Annotated in this window: 18 protein-coding genes and 2 pseudogenes; 18 read left to right on the forward strand and 2 right to left on the reverse strand. The window is 67.2% G+C overall.

Annotation, left to right across the window (positions count from 1 at the left end; all coding sequences use genetic code 11):
- The first annotated feature begins 48 nt into the window (after positions 1–48).
- The 13 genes from R2B38_RS51035 (at position 49) to R2B38_RS51095 (ending at position 11794) form a co-directional block, all read left to right on the forward strand.
- Positions 49–726, forward strand: coding sequence for a hypothetical protein (locus tag R2B38_RS51035; RefSeq protein ID WP_318023019.1), 678 nt, complete (start codon positions 49–51; stop codon positions 724–726).
- Positions 727–769: 43 nt separating this feature from the next.
- A complete protein-coding gene (locus R2B38_RS51040) occupies positions 770–1861 on the forward strand; it encodes a polyprenyl synthetase family protein (protein WP_318023020.1) in 1092 nt (363 codons plus the stop codon).
- 2 nt (positions 1862–1863) lie between these two features.
- Positions 1864–2604, forward strand: a complete 741-nt coding sequence (gene uppS, locus R2B38_RS51045; RefSeq protein ID WP_318023111.1) for a polyprenyl diphosphate synthase — start codon at positions 1864–1866, stop codon at positions 2602–2604.
- 25 nt (positions 2605–2629) lie between these two features.
- Complete coding sequence (locus R2B38_RS51050; RefSeq protein WP_318023021.1) at positions 2630–3550, forward strand: hypothetical protein; 921 nt, start codon at positions 2630–2632, stop codon at positions 3548–3550.
- Between the two features lie 45 nt (positions 3551–3595).
- On the forward strand, positions 3596–4273 hold the full coding sequence (locus R2B38_RS51055; RefSeq protein WP_318023022.1) for a hypothetical protein: 678 nt from the start codon (positions 3596–3598) through the stop codon (positions 4271–4273).
- Positions 4270–4974, forward strand: coding sequence for an undecaprenyl diphosphate synthase family protein (locus R2B38_RS51060; protein ID WP_318023023.1), 705 nt, complete (start codon positions 4270–4272; stop codon positions 4972–4974). The genes R2B38_RS51055 and R2B38_RS51060 overlap by 4 nt, the downstream gene beginning before the upstream one ends.
- Positions 4975–4994: 20 nt before the next feature.
- On the forward strand, positions 4995–5690 hold the full coding sequence (locus tag R2B38_RS51065; RefSeq protein ID WP_318023024.1) for a hypothetical protein: 696 nt from the start codon (positions 4995–4997) through the stop codon (positions 5688–5690).
- Positions 5677–6297, forward strand: a complete 621-nt coding sequence (locus R2B38_RS51070; protein WP_318023025.1) for a hypothetical protein — start codon at positions 5677–5679, stop codon at positions 6295–6297. Before R2B38_RS51065 ends, R2B38_RS51070 begins: the two co-directional genes overlap by 14 nt.
- Positions 6294–7427, forward strand: coding sequence for a nucleotidyltransferase family protein (locus R2B38_RS51075; RefSeq protein ID WP_318023026.1), 1134 nt, complete (start codon positions 6294–6296; stop codon positions 7425–7427). Before R2B38_RS51070 ends, R2B38_RS51075 begins: the two co-directional genes overlap by 4 nt.
- A 121-nt stretch (positions 7428–7548) precedes the next feature.
- Positions 7549–9033, forward strand: coding sequence for a class I adenylate-forming enzyme family protein (locus tag R2B38_RS51080; RefSeq protein ID WP_318023027.1), 1485 nt, complete (start codon positions 7549–7551; stop codon positions 9031–9033).
- Positions 9030–10328 (forward strand): type III PLP-dependent enzyme, encoded by a 1299-nt coding sequence (locus R2B38_RS51085; protein WP_318023028.1) that lies wholly within the window; start codon positions 9030–9032, stop codon positions 10326–10328. Before R2B38_RS51080 ends, R2B38_RS51085 begins: the two co-directional genes overlap by 4 nt.
- Positions 10325–11494, forward strand: a complete 1170-nt coding sequence (locus R2B38_RS51090) for an acyl-CoA dehydrogenase family protein (protein ID WP_318023029.1) — start codon at positions 10325–10327, stop codon at positions 11492–11494. Before R2B38_RS51085 ends, R2B38_RS51090 begins: the two co-directional genes overlap by 4 nt.
- Positions 11495–11533: 39 nt before the next feature.
- On the forward strand, positions 11534–11794 hold the full coding sequence (locus R2B38_RS51095; protein WP_318023030.1) for a phosphopantetheine-binding protein: 261 nt from the start codon (positions 11534–11536) through the stop codon (positions 11792–11794).
- 82 nt (positions 11795–11876) lie between these two features.
- Here the strand turns inward: R2B38_RS51095 and R2B38_RS51100 are convergent, their stop codons facing one another.
- The gene (locus R2B38_RS51100; RefSeq protein WP_318023031.1) at positions 11877–12653 is read right to left on the reverse strand and encodes an isoprenyl transferase; all 777 of its coding nucleotides are present in this window, start codon (positions 12651–12653) and stop codon (positions 11877–11879) included.
- Positions 12654–13065: 412 nt separating this feature from the next.
- Positions 13066–13218, reverse strand: a pseudogene (locus tag R2B38_RS51105) (IS701 family transposase); the annotation flags it as partial.
- Positions 13219–14121: 903 nt separating this feature from the next.
- Between R2B38_RS51105 and R2B38_RS51110 the strand changes: the two are divergent.
- The 5 genes and pseudogenes from R2B38_RS51110 to R2B38_RS51130 all read left to right on the forward strand — a co-directional run bounded on the left by R2B38_RS51110 (position 14122) and on the right by R2B38_RS51130 (position 20023).
- Positions 14122–16434 (forward strand): glycoside hydrolase domain-containing protein, encoded by a 2313-nt coding sequence (locus tag R2B38_RS51110; RefSeq protein ID WP_318023032.1) that lies wholly within the window; start codon positions 14122–14124, stop codon positions 16432–16434.
- Positions 16435–16482: 48 nt separating this feature from the next.
- The gene (locus R2B38_RS51115) at positions 16483–16827 is read left to right on the forward strand and encodes a hypothetical protein (protein WP_318023033.1); all 345 of its coding nucleotides are present in this window, start codon (positions 16483–16485) and stop codon (positions 16825–16827) included.
- Between the two features lie 169 nt (positions 16828–16996).
- Positions 16997–17704, forward strand: coding sequence for a hypothetical protein (locus R2B38_RS51120; protein ID WP_318023034.1), 708 nt, complete (start codon positions 16997–16999; stop codon positions 17702–17704).
- Between the two features lie 79 nt (positions 17705–17783).
- A pseudogene (locus R2B38_RS51125) lies at positions 17784–18223 on the forward strand (IS5/IS1182 family transposase); the annotation flags it as partial.
- Between the two features lie 435 nt (positions 18224–18658).
- Positions 18659–20023: a hypothetical protein gene (locus R2B38_RS51130; protein WP_318023114.1), complete on the forward strand. Its 1365-nt coding sequence runs from the start codon at positions 18659–18661 to the stop codon at positions 20021–20023.
- The last annotated feature ends 14 nt before the right edge of the window (positions 20024–20037 follow it).

Raw genomic sequence — 20037 nt, forward strand, 5'->3', positions numbered from 1 at the left:
AGACGACTTCCGGAGCTTGGGGGATGGCGAATGTCGGGAAGGCGAACCGTGGACAACTGGCTTGCACGAGAAGTGACGATCGACTGGAGCGACCTGCGGTCAGCGCATCGGCAGTGCCGTTCCGTACTGCGCCGGCTGGCAGCGGACCGAGGTCTGCTCACGGCTCTGGTGGCCGGAGTGAGAGACGACGCCGCGCTCTTCTCCGACGCAGACCACCACCCCGTGATGGACAGACTGACACTGTGGCGCGATGACGATCGAGGGATCTACCTCCGGTTGCACATGTCACCGGGCACCAACGAGCTCATCCCCCACGATCACAAGTACTCCTTCACCTCATACATTCTGTCCGGGTCCTACACCCATGTCTGGCGGCGCAGGGCCGAAGGCGCCTACGCCGGTGACTTCACCTCGGACCAAGCTCCGTTGGGGCTCGTCACCCATGAACGAGCCGGCTCCTGCTACACGTTGGGGTACTCACTCGTCCACCAGACGGTGATGGAAGCGGACACCGTCACGCTGTTCATGCGCGGTCCCCGCGAACAGCGGCGTTCCTATGCCGCGTTGGACATGCTGGACCGCCAGAACGTCGGCGCGGACTCCGCGTCGAGCGGCGAGGTCGTGAAGCGCCACACAGAGGGTGCCCGGTCGCTCCGACCGGACGAATACGAGGAGCTGCGCGGCCGGCTGGCGGCTCTGAGCCTCCTGGCTCCCGTCGACGAGTGAGCCGTCGGACAAACATGCACTTACTTGCCTCAAGGGGAAACAAGTGACGAATAGCGTGGACGAAGTCACCCGCCAGATGCAGGCACGCATCGAGAACTATCAGCATCACTTCGGGCTGCTGTTCAAGGACTACTTCAGGCAGCTGCGAGAGGAGTTCGACGCGCCGAGGCTGAGTCGGTTCACACCCCGTGGTCTCGACCTCCTGGAGGACCTCTCCCTCAGGGGTGGCAAGCGGCAGCGTGTCGCCTTCATGTACGAGGCCGCCCGTCTGGTGACCGGTGAGCACATTCCCGGACTGGACGAGGCGGCCCTGAGTATCGAACTTCTTCAGACACATCTCCTCGTGCACGACGACATCATCGACGACGCGCCCACGCGTCGCGGGGGCATCTCCACGTATTACGCCTACAAGGAAGAGTTCCCCGACCAGGCCCAGACCGCTCTGGGGCTGGCACTGCTGGTGGGCGACCTCGCTGCCTTCCTGTCCCTGCGGGTGCTTCTGGACGCCGACCTCCCCTCGCCTTTGAAGCAGTCCCTGGTCGACGTCCAGGTGACAGCCGGAGCAGCCACCTTCGTCGGCCAGATGTACGACCTGGAACGCGATCTACCGGCGGTCCCGAGCGAGGAGATGCTGCACGAGGTCTCCGACTTCAAGGCCTCGCGTTCCTCCGCGCTCGCGCCGATCCAGTTGGGCCTGCTCGCCGCCGGTGAGGACGTGCGGAAGTTCGACGTGACCCTGCGCAAGTACTCCCTGATGTTCGGCATATCCGGACAGATGTGCGACGACTATCTCAGCCTCTTCGGCGACGAGGAGATCACGGGCAAGCCCGCCACCGCGGACGTCCGCGACGGCCGCCGGACCTACGCCATCCGCGCTGTTCTCACCGCTGCGGACGAATCCGAACGGAGTCTGGTCGAATCGATCCTCGGTCGACAGGACGCTTCCGCGGATGACATCGAGAAGATCCGCGAGATCGCCCGGCGGCACGGAGTCGACCGACACCTGAGGTCCGAGATGCACCGGTACGCCGATCTGGCCTGCCAGGAGGCGGGCAGCTGGCGGCCTCACTGGCGGGACGAAGCGGTGACGTTCTTCGAGCGCGTTCCGGTCTGGGGCGTGGAGCGGACCCTTTGAGTGTGCAGGTGGGACTGCCGACCGCGGAGGAGTTCGGTCTGCTGCCCCGGCACCTCGCCCTGATCCTCGACGGCAACAGACGATGGGCGAAGTCCCGTGGACTCACCGCCTCGGAGGGGCACCGGGCCGGATTCTCCCGCGTACCGGAGGTCCTCGCCTGGTGCGCGAACCTGGGCATCGAGACCGTGACCCTGTGGCTGTTGTCGACGGACAACCTCCGGCGAGACCCCGCGGAAGTCGACGCGCTCACCCGCATCATCACCGACCTCGTGGAAGACCTCGCCACGTCGGACCGCTGGCGACTGCGCCACACGGGTGTGCGCGAGAAGCTGCCCAAGGGGCTGCGCGTCGTCCTCGACGCCGCGGCGGCGGGCACCGCGCAGAACACCGTGATGCAGGTGAACCTGGCCATCTGCTACGGCGGACGGGAAGAGGTCACCGACGCCTTTCGCGCGCTCCTCGACCGGTACGCGCGTGACGGTCTGTCGCCCGCCGAGGCGGCACACCGCATCACGTCCGAAGCAGTCTCGCAGGTCATCACCGGAGGCGATCCGGCACCGGAGCTGATGGTGCGGACGTCCGGTGAACAACGCAGTTCGGGGTTTCTGCTCTGGACGGCGACGCACACCGAGCAGTTCTTCACGACCACCTACTGGCCGGACTTCGGGCCGGACGACCTCAAGGCCGCGCTCACCCATTACGAGCAGAACCGCGGCCACTTCCGGGCGACATCAGACGCCTGAACTCCCGGATCGCAACGGGTGACCCATGCAACGCACAACCACGAAAGGCAGCACCGCCATGAAGCCGGGCTCCACTGAGCTGGGATGTTCCATCGCCTTCCTCGGGATGGACGGCGTCGGCAAGACGACCCTCGCACGGGAGGTGGAGCGCCTGCTCGCCGAACGTGGCCGCTCCGTGGCTCGGCTCTCGCGCAGGGAGTACCTGAAGAAGCGCCCTGACGGGTTCGTCGGGGACGCCATGACGGGGCTGTACGAGGCCTCGCTGCGCACCCTGTACGGATTCGCCGGCCTCGCCGGGGGCGGGACCTTGGGTGACCGATTCCCTGCGAGGCCTGCCGATCTCATGGCCGGAGACTTCGAGGCCCTGCTGGACGGCGCGGAGATCCGCAGCAACGACGCTCGGGCACTGACGGCTTCCATGCTGTGCGAGATCGCCGGGCACATGATGTTCCGCACCGCCGTGGTCCTGCCCGCCGTCGCCCAGGGCCGCGTGGTGATCGAGGACACCCACGGAATCAAGATGGTGGTGAAGCAGTACCTGCTGGCCAAGTCCTTGGTGGATGCGGCGGATCCGCTGGCCGGGCAGCTCGACTCGCTGCTGGAACTCGCCATCGATCTGCTCCGTCCCGCAGGCGCGCCCGTGTCCCTGCCCGTCCTCGTGCACACGAAGCCGGAGATCGCCTTCGAACGCCGGGTTCGGCAGAGAGGGCGAGTCGGGGGGATGGAGCACTACGGGCCGGTCGGGCGTCCTGCGGACCGCGCCTCGTATCTCGATCTACAGGTGCGCAGCCAGCGCGTCTTCGACACGATCGGTGACCGCTGGGACTGTCTCCGGCTCGACCTGACGGACCCTCAGGAGCAGGCCGCACCCACCGCGACGGAGGCAGCGGCGACCGAGATCCTCACCGCGATCGGCCGGCCGCGGGTGGGACACAACAATGACTGACGACGACCGGGCGTCGCGTCCGCCCACCACCCAGGGAGTGATCCAGTGAGCAGCTGGCTCGACGAGGTGCCCGCCTTCGACTGGTCCGATGTGCGGTCGACGCACCGTCAATGCCGAAGCGTGCTGACCCGGCTCGCCAGCGACCGGTCGCTGCTGAGCACGCTCGTCCAGGAGATCGAGCACGACCCCCTGCGGCTCCGGGAGAGCGAGATCCATCCGCTGATCAACCGGCTGATCGTCTACCAGGATGATTCGCGCGGATTCCAGATCCGCATGCACCTGTCGCCCGGTTCCCGCGAACTCGTACCGCACGATCACAAGTACACCTTCACCGCCTATGTTCTGGCCGGTGCCTACGTCCATGTGTGGCGACGGCGTACCGATATCGCCGAGGGGGACTTCACCAGCACCGACATCCAGCCCGGCATCGTCTCCATCGAACGCCCGGGGACCTGCTACACGTTTGGCAGCCCGCTGGTACACCAGACGATCATGCTCCCGGGGACGGTCACGTTGTTCATGCGGGGCCCCCGTGAGAAGTCGCGTTCCCACGCGGCTCTGGACATGTGGCCCGAGGCCGATCAGTTCCCGCCGTCGGCTGAGGAAGGCAAGCCCAAGCATGCCAACGGCCAGCGTCCGGTCACTGTCGACGAGTACCGGGCCATGCGCGCCCAGCTCATCGACCAGGGACTCATAGACGAGTTGGCGGAGATCGGCTCATGACCCCTCGTCATGTGGCGGTGCTTCTCGACGGTCACGCCCAGTGGGCCGCGGCCAAGGGCTTGACCGAGTCCGAAGGGTTCCGGGCCAGCTGTGCCAAGCAGGTGGACGTCGCCCGGTGGTGCCACGACCTCGGGGCACACACGGTCACCCTGCGGGTGGTCCCACACCCGGGCGCCGCCCCTGACCACCTACCGGCGGAGGCCGACTGGGACCGGATGCTGGAGGCCTTTCGCAACGGTTGGGAAGGCGCACCGGCCATCGCCCTGAACCATCTGGGCGACCTAGGACGCCTGCCCGCAGGCCTGGCCGACCGCTTGCGCGCGGCCTGCACGCCCGCGGTCACCGGGGCCCGGCCCTCGTTACAGGTGAACCTGGCGGTGGGGTACGACGGCCATGACGAGGTGCTCGACGCCCTGCGATCGGTGTTGCGCACGGCGCAGGACGGCGGGCGCGGTCTCGACGAGGTTGCCGTCAGCCTGGCGGCCGACGACCTCGGGGAGCGATTGGCCAGCCGGACTCTGCCACCGGTGGACCTGTTCGTCCGCGCCGCTGGTGGACAGCACCTGTCGGGCTTACTGCTGTGGCAGTCGGTCTACTCGGAGTTCCACTTCTCCGACATACCCGCGCCAGCCCTCACCCGCGATGACCTGGCCGTGGCCTTCGCGGACTATTCCGGCAGAAACCGACGGTACGGCAAGTGAGGAAGAGAGGGTTGCCGACCATGACGATGGACCGCCAAGAACTCGCCGCCCGGTTCGCCCGGCTCGACTGGGACGATCCCCGCAGCGCACACCGTGACAGCCGTACACTCCTGCGGCAGCTCGCAGGAGACCGGGAACTTCTCACCGAGCTGGTGCTCGGCATCCCCGACGACCCCTTGCGCAAGAAGCGCAGCGAATTCCACCCGCTGATGGACAAGCTGTGCCTGCTTGAGGACCCCGAAGTCGGCTACCAGCTGCGGCTGCACGATTTCCGCGTCAGTGACCTGGACATCGTGCCGCACGACCACAAGTACTCGTTCAGCGTCTACATTCTCGCGGGCGGCTACACCCATGTGTGGAACCGACGGACCGGCGGACCGTACGACGGGGACTTCACCTCGAAGGACATCACCCCGGGGATCGTCTCTCTCGAAGGGCCGGGCGCCTGCTACACGTTGCAGTACTCCCTGGTCCACCAGACGGTCGCCCAGCCCGGCACCGTCTCCCTGTTCCTGCGCGGCCCCCAGCGGATGGAGCGATGGCACGCCGCCGGCGACATGCTGGAGCGCCTCAAGGGCTATGAGGCACCCAAGAGGGACGGCTCACCGCACCAGGGGTCCACGCCCCTGTCCGCCGCTGGATACGCGCAGGTCCGGGACTCCCTGATGCAGCGCGGGATCATCACCAACAGGAGGTCAATCGATGTCGTTGCCTAAGTCCTACCTCGAGCCGGTCGTCCAACTGCTGGCACAGACGGCATCGCCCTTCGATGTTCCCGCCGATCCGGCGATCTTCAGTGAGAGCTGGCTGGAGCCGGCTCTGCTGCACACCATGTCCCTCCTGGACGACGCCGACGTGGAGAAGAACGCCGCGCTCTCGACGACCGGTGGCGGTGTGACGCACCTGTTCCTCGCCGCGGAACCCGCCGACGACTACGCGGTCCACCTGCGTATAGCGGGCGACGGCCGGCCAGCGGTGCGCGAGCCACAGGAGAAGTCCGTGGTGCTCACGCTCGCGGGCACGATGGAGCTGGAGGCGTTCCGGCACGGCGCCGACGTCACGGACGACACCCCGTGGTACGTGCGGCAGTTCGTGCCCGAGAACATCTACGCCTGTCATCCCGGGACATTGCACTCCGTTCAGCAGTCCGAGGACGCCGCGCAGCTGGTCATCAGCCGCAGCGGTTCTCCCGGCGGGGGACGTTCCCTCACGGCCGACGAGTATCGGGAGGCACTGGGCCGCACCCGTGCTGTCCTCGGCCGGACGGTCGAGGCGTACCGCGCCTCGGCCCTGGAACTCGGCGCCGGCAAGGCGGCCCAGTGAGCTCGACAGGATCTGAGGCCCGGCTCATCCGCGTCCTCGCCCGGCCGGAACTCACCGAGGAAAACAAGGACGAGGCCCGCGCACTGATCGAGGACAACCTCTCATCCTTCGACTGGGGTTTCCTCCTGGACCAGGCGACGCGGCACAACGTGCTGCAAATGCTCGGCAAGCATTTCTCCGACCTGCGGTACTACTACTTCCCCGACCAGCGTGTCATCGTCCCCCACTGGTGGGTGCTGTGCGCCGCCTACCAGGCCAACACCATCCGCAACGAGGCCCTCGCCGCGGAGTACGGCCATGTCCTGGGCCTGTTGAACGATGCAGGTGTGCGCTACGCGGTGCGCAAGGGCGCTGCTCTGGGCGAGCATCTCTACCGGGACTCCGGGCTGCGGCGCACCAGCGACCTGGACTTGCTCATCGACCGCACCGACGCTCGCCGCCTCGCGGATGTGCTCACCGAGCTCGGCTACCAGCAGGGACGTATCGCGCCGGACGGCAAGTCGGTGCAACGACTGTCGAAGCAGGCCCAGGGGTTCTGGCGACTGCACCTGAACAACGCCATGCCGTTCCACCGGATCCCGGGCAGGCCGGACATCCCCTACTACGGCGTGGACATGTGCTTCGACCTGTTCCAACGCGGGTCGGGGTCCGTCACACCCGTGGGAGAACTGCTGGACCGTGCCGTGAAGGCCGATATCTGCGGGGTACCAGCCGCGATGCTCTCACTGCCCGACCAACTCATCGACACCTGCGCGCACCTCTACAAGGAAGCGACGAACCTGTACTACATCGAGCACGAGAGGGATCTCCAGCTCTCGAAGTTCCTCGACGTGGCACTGCTCGCCGGCCGGGTGACAGCCGTAGACGAATGGCAGACCACCCTTGCGCGGGTCCAGGAATATCAGGCCGTACGTCAGGTCTACTACGCGCTGCACTTCACCGACCAGGTCTTCCCAGGTGAGATCGATCCGAGGGCCCTCGCGGAGCTGCGCCCCTCAGACTGTTCCTACCTGGAGGAATACGGCAGCGGCCAGGACGTCTTCCGTTGGCGGACACCGTTCTTCGAGCGACTCTTCGACCGCGGACGGCGCTACCGCGTCGCCGCGCGTTCCGCCGTACCGACCGCCTGAGGCCGCACCGCCGGCCCTCGTTCCTCCACGACGCAAGAGATTGAAGCAACCCGTGAGCATTCCTGAATCCAGCCGTTCCCCCGGGCGCGCGGGACGTGAGCCGCATGGCTGCGCTGACCTCGTGCACGGGCTCCTGGACCGCGCGGTGGCGAGCCGTCCGACGGCTCCCGCGGTGCGCGACGGGAAAGGGTGCTGGACCTACGAGGACCTCGGCAGCGCCGCCCGGTCAGCGGCGGCCTGGCTGCTCGCGTGCGGGGTGAAGCCCGGTGACCGTGTCGTCGTCCGGGCCATGCCGCAGCGCTCCTTCGTCGCCCTCCTCTACGGATGCCTGCGACTCGGTGCGACGTTCGTACCCGTGAACACGGCCATGCGGCGCTACCAGCTGACACACGTCCTTCAGGACGCCGAGCCGGCTCTGTTCATCGGCGGTGACCCGGAGGAACGGGAGTGGGTCGGCGAAACAGTTCCCGTCCGCTCGACGGACGAGGTGCGGGCGGCCGTCGAGCCGCTTGGGCCCCGTCCCAAGACCCCGGGCGAACTCCCCACAACCACGCACTCCAGCGACGATGTCGCACTGCTGCTCTACACCTCGGGCAGCACGGCCCAGCCCAAGGCCGTGGCCTGCCCGCACAACGCTGTCGTCTTCGCGGTGCGCGCCGTCGCCGACCGCGTGCGCTACCGCCCGGAGGACGTCGTCTTCTGCCGACTGCCCCTCTCCTTCGACTACGGCCTGTACCAGCTCCTGCTCGGCGCCGAGGCGGGCTGTGAGGTGGTACTCGCGGACGCCACGGGCGACATGCGGCTGCTCGCCGACGTGCGAGAGACGGGAGCAACCGTGGTACCCATCGTGCCGTCCCTCGGCGCGATGCTGCTCACACTCGCCAAGAGGGATCCCGCACCCACTCGGGTCCGGCTGTTCACGAACACCGGCGAGCACCTCCCGCTGCGGACGGTCCAGCAGTTGCGCGACCGTTTTCCCGGCGCCAGCGTCCAGCTGATGTTCGGCACGACCGAATGCAAGCGGATCACGATCATGGAACCGGATGGCGATCTGCACCGCCCGGCCTCCGTGGGACGTGCCCTCGCGGGCACGTCCGTGCGTGTCGTGGATGAGCGCGGCCGTCCGCTGCCGCCGGGAGCCACCGGCGAGATCACGGTACGCGGCCCGCACCTGATGGCCGGCTACTGGCGCTCGCCCGAGCTCACGGCGCGAACCTACCGCGTCGATCCGGATGACGCCGAAAGGGTCCTGCACACCGGGGACTTCGGGCACCTGGACGCGGATGGCTACCTCTATTTCAGCGGACGCCGCGACCAGGTCTTCAAGCGCCGGGGCACGAGGACTTCGGTGCTGGAGATCGAAGAGGCGGCGCGTTCGCTGCCCGGCGTGCGCGACGCGGCCGTCCTGCCGCCGTCCGGTCATCGGGACGCGGTGCTGTATCTCGCTGGTGACACAACCCCGCGGCAGGCGCTGGCAGGGCTGGGCCGGCTGCTCGATCCGGCCAAGGTGCCGGCTCTGTGCAGGATCGTCGAGGCGCTACCGCTGACGCCGAACGGGAAGGTCTCACGGCCGCTTCTGGAGGAGTGGGAGAGCGTGCGCACATGACGACCATGAACCTGGCCGACCTCGTCGACGCCTACGGCAGTCCGCTCTACGTGTACGAACTCGACGACGTCGCAAGCGCGGCCCACGAACTGCGCCGCGCGCTTCCGCAGCCGTCGACGCTGTACTACTCGCTGAAGGCCAATCCACATCCGCTGATCGCCCGCACACTGCGCCAGGCCGGATGCCATGCCGAAGTGAGTTCCCAGGGCGAACTGGCCGCCGCCCTCGAAGCGGGTTTCACCGGGGCCGAGTTCCTGTACACGGGTCCCGGCAAGACCCGGGCGGAGATAGCGGACGCGCTGGACGCGGGGGCGACCCGCTTCTCCGTCGAGTCCGTGGGCGACTACCGGCGGGTGGCCGAGGTGGCCGAGGAGCGGGGCACCACCGCTCAGTGCCTGCTCAGGCTGAACGCGAGCGAATCGCACGGCGCCAGCGGGCTGCGGATGACCGGAACCGCTTCCCAGTTCGGTACCGATTCGGCCGCGCTGATCGCCGCGCCGGAGCTGTTCGCCCCGCGACCGGGCGCGCACGTCATCGGAATGCACTTCTTCGCCCTCAGCAACGCGCGCGACGCCGAGAGTCTGCTCGATTCCCTGGTCTTCAGCATCACCGAGGCCGCCCGGGTGCACCGGGCGTGCGGCCTTCCGCTCACCTACGTCGACCTGGGCGGCGGCTTCGCCGCTCCGTACGCCACCCAGGGCGAACGCCCCGACTACTCGGGGCTGCGCGAACCGCTGGAGGCCGCGCTCGACAAGTGTCTGCCCGGCTGGCGGCGGGGCGACACGACCGTTGCCTTCGAGTCCGGGCGCCACCTCGTCGGCGGCAGCGGCCAACTGGTCTGCACAGTCAGCGACATCAAACGGAGCCGTGACCGGACCTACGTCGTGCTCGACACCGGGATCAACCACTTGGGCGGACTCGCAGGTCTGGGCCGTCTGCTGCCCATGCGGGCGTCCGCGGTGTCCACCCGGCCCGGGAAGGAACAGGCCGACACGAAGAGAGAGCGTGTGGCGATGGTGGGGCCCTTGTGCACACCGGCCGACGTCCTCGCCCGTGACACCGACCTGCCGCAGGTGGACGAGGAGGGGCTGCTCGCCTTTCCGAACGTGGGCGCGTACGGCCTCACGGCCAGCCTGATCGGATTCCTCAGTCGGCCTGTGGCGGCCGAGGTCGTCCTGAACGCGGGGAGGACGGTCGACGCCTCGCGGATCGAGTTGCGCCGTACCACGCTCACTCCATCCACCCACCGCCGCGACCCAGAACCGGCCTTCTACCAGCAGGAGTTCGAGAAGTGACCCGAAGCTCCCTCGTCGAGAGGGCGGAAAAGGTGCTCCCCGTCCTTCAGGACGAGGCACACACGACCGACGATCAGGCGGCCTTCCCTGAGGTCGGGCTGCACGCGCTCCGGGCGAGCGGGCTGCTCGGGCTCCTGGTGCCCGAGGAGTACGGAGGGCTCGGGGGCGATCTGGCGGACCTCGTCGAGATCGCCCAGCTCCTGGCCGGCGGCTGTATGTCGACGGCCATGATCTGGGCCATGCACTGCCAGCAGTCCGACGCCGTGGTGCGGTTCGCCTCACCCGAGCTGAAGGACCACGTGTTGCCGCGCATCGCCCGCGGCGACGTCTACCTGGCGTCGGTCACCACCGAGCCGGGCAAGGGCGGGCATCTGCTCACCGGCAAGGCGCCGCTCCGGCAGGAGGACGACGTCCTCGCGTTGCACCGTGACGCGCCGGTGGTCACCGGCGGACGGCACGCCGACGGTTTCCTGATCACGATGCGGGCGGCGCCCGAAGCGCCGGAGAACCAGGTCACCCTGGTGTACGCCGACCGCGAGCAGGTGGATGTCGTCGTGCGCGGTGAGTGGGACACCCTCGGCATGCGGGGCACCGAAAGCCTGGGCTTCGCGATATCCGGGACGGTGCCCGCCACCCAGACCGTGGGCAAGCCGGGCGGGTTCCAGCAGATCGCCGTGGAGAGCATGGCCCCGGTCGGCCATCTGGCCTGGGCCGCCTGCTGGCTCGGGGCGGCACGCGCCGCGCTGGGCGGCCTGGTGGCGCTGGTGCGGTCGCCCGAGCGGCCGAGTGGAATCAACGTCGGGTCCGAACTCACCAACGAGCGACTCGCGCGCATCCGCATGGACCTGGAGCTGGTCAGCGCATACCTGCACCGTGTCCTCGACGAGGTCCTCGCGCTGCGGGCGGAAGGACACTCCCTGGGGCAGACGCCCGTGCAGATCCATCTGAACACGCTCAAGGTCACGGCCGCGGAACTGACGTTCCAGGCAGTGGATCGCATGGTCCAGCTGGCCGGGCTGGGTGTCGGCTACAACCGCCGGTCTCCCCTGCCGCTGGAGCGCTGCCTGCGCGATCTGCGGTCCGCGAGCCTCAATTACTCCAACGACCGTCTCCTTGTGGTGAGCGGCGCGCTCACCTTGATGGACCGTTCGGTAAACCTTGCCTGACCTGTATGAATTGATATTTCCTGTGGAGGTTTGCGCTCGATGAACACACTGTGGTCCAAGACCTTCGAAACGACCCTGCGGAACCATCTCCCCTTGTTGGCCCCCGAGGCCGAGATCGAGCCGGAGGTCGCCCTCGCCGACCTCGGCCTCGACTCCCTGGGCACCGTGGGCCTGCTGGTCGAACTGGAAGAGACGTTCAACGTCGTCATTCCGGACGAGTCCCTCAGCACGGAGACATTCGCGACACCGAAGTCCCTGTGGGATGTCATCGATCAGCTGGTCAAGGAGCAGTCGAGGTAGGGATGCGCAGTGGCCTGCCCGGCCATGGAGAACACCCGGCGACGTCCCACGCAGCGGCCGCGCCGGGTTCGTTCTCGGGGAATCAGCGGCCGAAGCGGCGCTCACGTCCGGCGAAGGACCGCAGGGCGCGCAGAAAGTCGAGGCGGCGGAAGGCAGGCCAGTAGCAGTCCACGAACTGTATTTCGGCATAGGCGGACTGCCAGAGAAGGAAGCCCGACAGGCGCTGTTCCCCGGAGGTCCGGATGATGAAGTCCGTCTGGTCCCGGCCGGTCGAGGAGTACAGGTTCCGGGAGATGTGCTTCTCGCTGAAATCCTGAACCAACTCCGCCGGATCGCCGCCCGCGGCCATGTGTTCCTCGAAGGCGGACTTGACCGCGTCGACGATCTCTCGCCGCCCGCCGTAGCCCACGGCGACGTCCACTTGCATGCCGCTGCGGTCCGTCGTGGTCGCAGCCGCCTCCTTGAGCGCGACGGCCGCCTCTTGCGGCAGCAGGTCGAGGGCCCCGATGACGCCGACCCGATAGGGAAGCCCGGCCGCAGAGATGTTCCGGACCGTCTCCTCGATGATCTCGATCAGGGGACCGAGTTCGCTCGCGGGGCGGTGCAGGTTGTCGTCGCTCAGCATGAAGAGCGTCACATGCTCGATCTGAGCCGCCGCGCACCAGCCGAGAAGGTCGAGCGCCCTGGAGCCCCCGGCCCGGTAGCCCTCGCGGGGGTCGTCATGACCGGCGTTCCGTGCCCACCGTCGGTTGCCGTCGATCATGACTCCGACGTGTTGGGGCCGCGGAAGTCCTTCGAGCTTGTTCGACAAACGGCGCTCATAAATGCTTTCGAGCGCGGAACGGATCACTGCGAGCATCGACTGGCTCCATGCGTGCGACGGCGGCGAAGGGGTGACACCTGATGCTGTTTCCGCGGACTGTGTGTGCCTTGCCACAAGCTGCCCAGGTACAACTCACGGCTCCAGGAACTCCGGGACGTAGCCACCATAGGTTACTGCCTATGCTCCCCTGGCCCGAGTCCGTGGCCCCGACCTGATGGTCCTCCTCCCTGTCCGTCGCACTCGGCTGGTTTCAGCTGGTGCGTTATGTGCGTTGAGGGCGTTACGGGCTATGTGTTGACGCGTGTTTGACGCACGCGGCGCATGGTTGACACACGTTCTGACGAGTAGCCGGCTGCGGAGAAGGCGCGGGTCCACGTCTGTCTGGATGAGTCGCAAGCAGCAGTGCTCCGGAGCTCGTTGGGGGCCAGGGCAGCGGTCAAGGGGTGCCATGGTGGTGCCGGCCTCGCCCGGTGCGGCCTTCGAAGTGGTCCGGGCCCAGGCCGTGTTCGAGTTCGCGGTAGTCGTGCTCGATGCGCCGGCGCCTCCTGGCCCAGCGCACCGGATCGGCGACCAGGGCGGTGGCGGACAGATTGGTGATCCAGGAAAGCACTGCAAAGCGTGAGTGGTGAATGCGCCTGGACGCACAGGCGTCCGCGTTCCCGACGCGACCACCGAGTCACCCTGTTGCGAGCTCTCATCAATGGCGCGGTCCGGTCGGCACGGTTCCGCGAGCTGTCGCGCGCCCTGGTCCGGGAGGGCTCCGGCGTGGTCGCGTTCCAGTACGGGCGGCGACTGCGAGCACGGCGGCCTGACGATGACGCGCGCCTTCCGCTCGAATCACAGCGCGTAGAGAACTCCATGAGCCTAAAAGCCCGCGGCTGCATTCTTCCAGCCTCCATTAAGCCGACATGCCATGACGAAGCGGGCGTCACGCGACTGCACCGAGGCGTTGCCGTCCTGCCGACCGGGCCGGGGAAGCGCGCTTTCGCTCCGATCACAGAGAGACCCTGAAAGGCGCGAAAACGCGCATCTACTGCTTTTCCACTTCACATCCGCCAGGGGAGAACAGAAGCAATCCGGCCAGTCCTGCGGGCCCGACCGGGATAGCGACCGCTCTCCGCCGGGGCCCTTGACAGCTTTCTCGCGCCGATAAGATGATGTTGCCTACACAGAAGATTTCAAAAAAGCCCACAGCGAATTCACAGAATCAGAGGTGCGCCGACCGCTCGAAGCAACATCTGGAACATGTAAAGAATTGCTCATTGATCGGCAAATTTCCCCCGCGGCCCGGCCTGCCGACATATGGCCATTCCTTTCCTATCCAGCTGTGCCAACGTAGGCACAGCGGTCCAGGCGTCGCCTTCTTCGGCCTTTCCCCTGTTCCACCTCGCCTCATCCTGCCGCTTTTCCTTTTCCCGGGGTCCCGTCCGCCTGCCCTCCCGTCGCTGCCATGCGGCGGGGCCGGCCGCCGGGCCCGTCATACCCGTGCGAAAGAAGGGGCTCCATGGACCAGAAAGTTCTCGAAGCGCAGCAATGGGTGAACGCGACCTACGGCAGCCTGTCCGGCTATGTCGCCTGCCCGGAGGACGGCAACACCGGCTGGACCACCATGTACTCCCTGACCATGGGACTCCAGCACGAGCTCGGCATCACGACACTGTCCGCCAACTTCGGGCCGACCACCCTGGCCGATCTGGCCCTGCACGGCGACATCGGAACGTCCGAGACCAACAAGAACCTGGTCAACATCGTCCAGTACGGCCTGTTCTGCAAGGGCTACTGGGGTGGCGACGGAGACGGCGTATACGGCACGCTCACTTCCGAGAGCGTGCAGGACCTCAAGTCCGACGCCGGCCTGGACGGGGACGGATCCGTACAGCCGAAGGTGTTCAAGGCGCTCCTCACCATGGACGCCTACGTGCTCCTCGCCGGTGGGTCGAGCACCGTCCGGAGCATCCAACAATGGCTCAACGGCAGGTACTTCGCGAACCGCGACAACTTCTACCTGATCCCTTGCGACGGGCACTTCTCCAGGGGCGTCCAGACCGCGCTCATGCAGGCCATCCAGTACGAGCTGGGCGTCCCGACCGACTCCGCCACCGGCAACTTCGGCCCGACCACCCAGGCCGGACTGGCCGCCACGCCCCTGGCAGTCGGCTCGACAGGGGTATTCGTCCAGCTGTTTTCCGCGGCCATGGTGTGCAACGGCGCCAGCTCCGAGTTCACCAGCTCCTTCGACTCCGATCTGGCAGACGACGTCCGCAGCTTCCAGAAGTTCTCCGGTCTCGGCCTGAACGGGACCGCCGACTATGAAACCTGGTGCCAGCTCCTCGTCTCCATGGGCGACGCCGACCGCCCGGGAACCGCCTGTGACTGCATCACCACGATCACCGACGACCGCGCAAAAGCGCTGAAGGCCGCCGGGTACACCATCGTCGGCCGCTATCTCGACGAAAGACCTTCGGATAACTACCTGAACAAACGGATACAGCCCGGCGAACTGGACACCATATTCCAGAACGGAATGCGGGTGTTCCCGATCTCACAGTACAACGGCGGCTCCGCCGGCTACTTCACCTACCCGCAGGGCTACACCGACGCGCTAGGGGCCCATACCGCGGCTGTCGGCTACGGATTCGACCCCGGCACCGTCATATATTTCTCCGTCGACTTCGACGCCACCGACGACGACATATCCAACCACGTCATCGACTACTTCCTCGGAGTGTCCAGCGGCCTGGCATCTCAGGGAAAGCGTTACATCTACGGGGTCTACGGCTCTCGCAACGTCTGCTCCCGGGTGACCGACGAGGCGTACGCGGCGCACTCGTTCGTCTCCGGAATGTCCTGGGGATACTCCGGGAACCTGGGTTACCCGCTGCCGGCGAACTGGGCCTTCAACCAGATCCAGACGCTCTCCACCGGCTCAGGCACGGGCGCGATCAACATCGACAAGGACGTGCACCGCGCGAACGCCGACAGCGGGGTCGACAAGGTCAACTCTCCCGACAGCCCGCTCGACTCCTATCTGCAATACATCTCCGACCTCTACCAGACGGCCGTCGCCTGGGGCCAGGGAGACCCGAACATCCGGGTCCTTGAGTACCTGCGGTACCCCAACTACACGGGGCTGACCACCGGCTGGACACAGATCCTCTCGGACCCCGACGACGACTGGATCGCCTACGCCGACGCCAACGGCCCGGCGCGGGTAACCAGCTACACGGATCCGGTGGCAGGCATCTCCATCAAGGTGCCCCACTTCGCGGCCACCGCGAACGGCGTCGCCGTACGGGGGCAGGGCCCCGGCTCCACCACCAACCTCGGCGACTTCGCCGGCTGGGGCGGTGACCTCAGCACCTTCTACGGGGAGTGGCGGAAGGACTCCGACACCACAGCGTCGGGATACACCTACTGCATGGACCGCCTGGCGAAGATCAACACCACGTCGACCTTCATGATGGACGACCTGATCGAGGACGTGGACGGCTACCTCATCGGCATGCAGCTCAGCGACGGAAGCGGGACCACTGTCGTGGACGCCGTCACGAATATGCTGCGGGGCGGAGGCGCCCTCAGCAGGTTCCGGCGCTTCTTCGACGCCCGCTACGGCGGAAACGGCAGCACCGTCTACGACACCGCGATGGACATGCTCACCAACCCCGGGATCGTGGCCGATCTGCGGATCGCCGCCGTCGTCAAGATCGCGGGGGCGCTCACCCTCCAGCCCGCCATGCTCCCCGACGACCTCCTCGACCCGTTCGTGCAGGGCTACGTGGACACCCTGGTCGCGATCGTGGGCCAGGAGAACGACTGATCCGACCGGTCCGATCGCAGGACCGTACCCGCCGGAAAATGGAACGACATGACACAGACACCGCGCCATCCCGATGATCCCGCTCGCCATCCGGCCCCTCCCGGGCCGGCCGGACAAGGGGCCGCGGGCAGGGCCCGGCGTTGGCTCCCCCGCGACCTCACCGCACTGTGGATCTGGACCTGCCTCCTGGGCATGTGCGGCAGTCTGGTCGCCGCCGTCCGGGCCGCGCTCGCGTTCAACGGCGTGCCCGATCCCGGCGACCAGTGCGGGGCGCTCGGCGCCGACACCGACTTCGTACGGGTCGCCATCCGCGTCTTCCCCCCGTCGGCCCGCTGTGTCTTCCGGCAGCACCCGTCCTTCGAACTCGTCCCCCGTGGGTTTCCCCCGTGCTGATCGTCTGCCTGGCGGCAACGGTGCTGGGAGGAGTCGCCGCGATCTACAGCGCCCTGCACACCTGGGCATCCGCCCGACGACGGACCACCCGCCCTCCGACCTGAAACGCACCAGCCAACACACCTGTCAACGGACCCGACACGGACCTGAAAACGGAGAGTGCCCGACGATGCGTGACGACACGACTGAAGCAAGACCGAGCGGTACCCGACCGACCCGCCGCGCGGTCCTGGCCACCGGCGTCGGCCTGGCCGGCGCGCTCTGGATCACCGGAACCGCCGCCGGTACGGCACAGGCCGCCACGGACTCGGGCACCTGGGACGGGTCCACCTCGCAGAACGGTTGGAAGGTGGCCCCCTCCGCCGGATCCGGGATCAAAACCCTTCGGATCGAGGGCAGCGACGTCTCCGTGGCCCTGCGGGAGGGCGCCGCCGCGACCCTCCTGTTGCACGTGGCCCGGCGCTTCCACTACGAGATCCACCCTCTGTCGAGCGGTGATGTCACCGGCCACTCGACCCACCGGAAGGTCGGTGCGGCTTTCGAGAGCAACTACCTCTCCGGCACGGCCCTCGCCATCCGTCCCCTGCTCTACCCCGCCGGTGTCAAGGGCGGCTTCTTCCCCAACGAACTGATCGTCCTGCGGGACATCCTCGCCGACTGCGAGGGCGCGGTCCGGTGGGGAGGCGACGAGCGCGGAGTGGTCAAAGAGAGCCACTTCCAGATAGACGTCAAGCCCGGCAGCGCGCTGCTCCGGAAGGTCGCCGCGAAGATCGATGCCTGGGCCGTCACTCCCGGCGCCGGCGCCGGCGCCATCGACCCCTTCGTCTCGACCCGGCGCAAGGCCGCCCGCGCGCTGGAACGGCGCCAGGCGGCCTGACGTCGACCATCCCGACGAACGCTGAGCTCCTCCGCCCAGGGCCGACTCCGGCCGCGCCGTCAGTGCGCGCCGGGGTCGGCGCCGGGACCGGTCCCGCCGCGTGGTCGACTCCTCCCATGTCAGAACGCTGATGGGGAGCCGCACGGGCCCCTCGCCGGTGGACCGGGGCCGGGCCGGTTCGAAACACCGCCTCACCACAGACGGGCGCGGCGCCTCGCTCGCCGTCCCGCTGATCGGCGGCGACCGCAACGATGTCCCCCAGCTCCCGCCCTTTGTCGGCGCGATCCCCGCCCGTTCGCGGCCGTGTCGGTCGACCGCGCCGCACACCCGGCTCGCCGTTCGCCGACCGCCGCATCGTGCCGGCCATCGCTCGACGCGGCACTGGACCGGGCACCCACCGCCGGGCCGTGGAGAGGAGTCCCGCGTGGCTGCACGGCTTCCGGCGCCCACGGATCCGCAGGGAAACTCCGAGTCGACATCCACGAAGCGTTCCTCGCACTCGCCTGCCGCCTCGTCACCGTAGCGCCCGCGGACGACAGCGTGCGCATGATGACCTATTTGATCGCATCCTTCATAACCTTGCCTCGGTGTAATCAACACTCCTACGCTGACTGTCAATACGTTTACCTCGACTACGCATGGAGAGGTTGCGCGACAGGGATGTCTCTCGAACCGGACAGGGAAGTAGTCGGAATCGACCCACGCTATTCCTGGAAAATTCCAATCGCCAGATCAGCCACTTCTTGTCCGCCCTTCAAGTCGGTTTGGTACATAGCGCTTCCCTTGACATCAGCGCATCGCGGAAGCCATTCCGGAGGCGGTGCGCTCATCTCCGAGGCAGGCAGCCAGGAGAGATACCGCAACGAGGGAACGGTCTACCCTCATTCCTCGCTCGTGGAAATGATCACCTATCACGAAACCTGCTTTCCCGACGTGCCGTGGCGCTATCTGGACATGAGCCACATCGGATGGGAGACGATCCGTCGGCAAATCGAGGAGAATCCGCCGGATGTGGCGGCCTTCACGGTGTACACCGCCACTGCTCCATGGGCGTTCATCGTCGCGGCCGAGATCAAGCGGGCGAATCCCGCGGCCGTCATCGTATTCGGGAACGACCACGCCGCCATCCTGCACGAGGAAGTGCTCACGGGCCGGTACGGGAGCCGTCTGGTCGACTTCGTGGGCACCGGAAACAACGGTCCCTTCACCATGATGGGCCTGCTGTACGCGCTGAGCGGGGACCTGGAGCAGGGACGGGTCCCGTCCCTGGCCTACCGGCGTGACGGGACGGTCGTCCATCAGAGCGCTCCCACCTACCCGCTGAACCGGCGCAGGCTGCCGGACTACTCCCTGATCGCCGACCAGCTCACGGAGCACTACGACAAGGCGTTCCAGACCTGGTACGCCGGTCACTACGACCTCCAGCGCATGATCACGATGGCCATCGACGGCGGCTGTCACTGGGGGGACTCGCCTCGGCGCCGGTGCAAACACTGCTCCATCCAGGGGCTGACGCCGAAGACGGCCGCGATCGGGACAACCGTGGCCGCCCTGGAGCACGCGGTCGGCTCCCTCGGGGCCAACGTGTACGCCGCCGGCGACTCCACCCTGGGGTTCTCCCGGGATCAATGGCAGGGCCAGTTCTCCTTCCTCGACGACCTGGCGGACGCCTGCGCGGCCTCACCGGTACTGCGGGACCGGCGCTTCATGCTCGCGTACGGCCTCATCTACGAGTTCCTGCAGTCCGCGAAGCTCTGCAAGGGCTTCGTCCGCACCTGGAACGTCGGCCTGGAGGCGTTCGATCCGAAACTGCTGAAGCAGAACTCGAAGGGCATCAACAAAGGGCCCGACCGCATATACGAGGCACTGGAACTGGCGCGTGACCTCGACTACCGGCTCTACGTGTCCGGAATTCTCGGACTGCCCGGAACGGACATCGCGAAGCTGCGCTCCGAGGTCGACAACTGGTTGGCTCTGGCCGAGCAGTACCAGGACATCATCACCACCGTGTCGGTGGCCGCTCCGGCCGTCGTACCCGGGTCCCGAATGTACTGGGAGGCGTACCACTCCCGGCCCGAGGTACGTTCCTGGCACGGCGAGATTCTGCCCTCCAGAAAGCTGACCGATCTGTATCTGCGCGACAACACGGACGTACGACTCGCCGACGTCGAAGCAGCATTGACGGACCTGGGACGCGGCGTTATTCGGATGGGTGACGCGGGCAGCGGTATGAAGTTCGGAGGCTACATGCTCGGCGGCACGGACCAGGAAGAGCAGCAGGAGCAGGAACTCCTCGACGCCCTTTGCCGACAACTGTGAGCCGAACCGCGGCC

The sequence above is a fragment of the Streptomyces sp. N50 genome, assembly GCF_033335955.1.
Classification (GTDB): Bacteria; Actinomycetota; Actinomycetes; order Streptomycetales; family Streptomycetaceae; genus Streptomyces.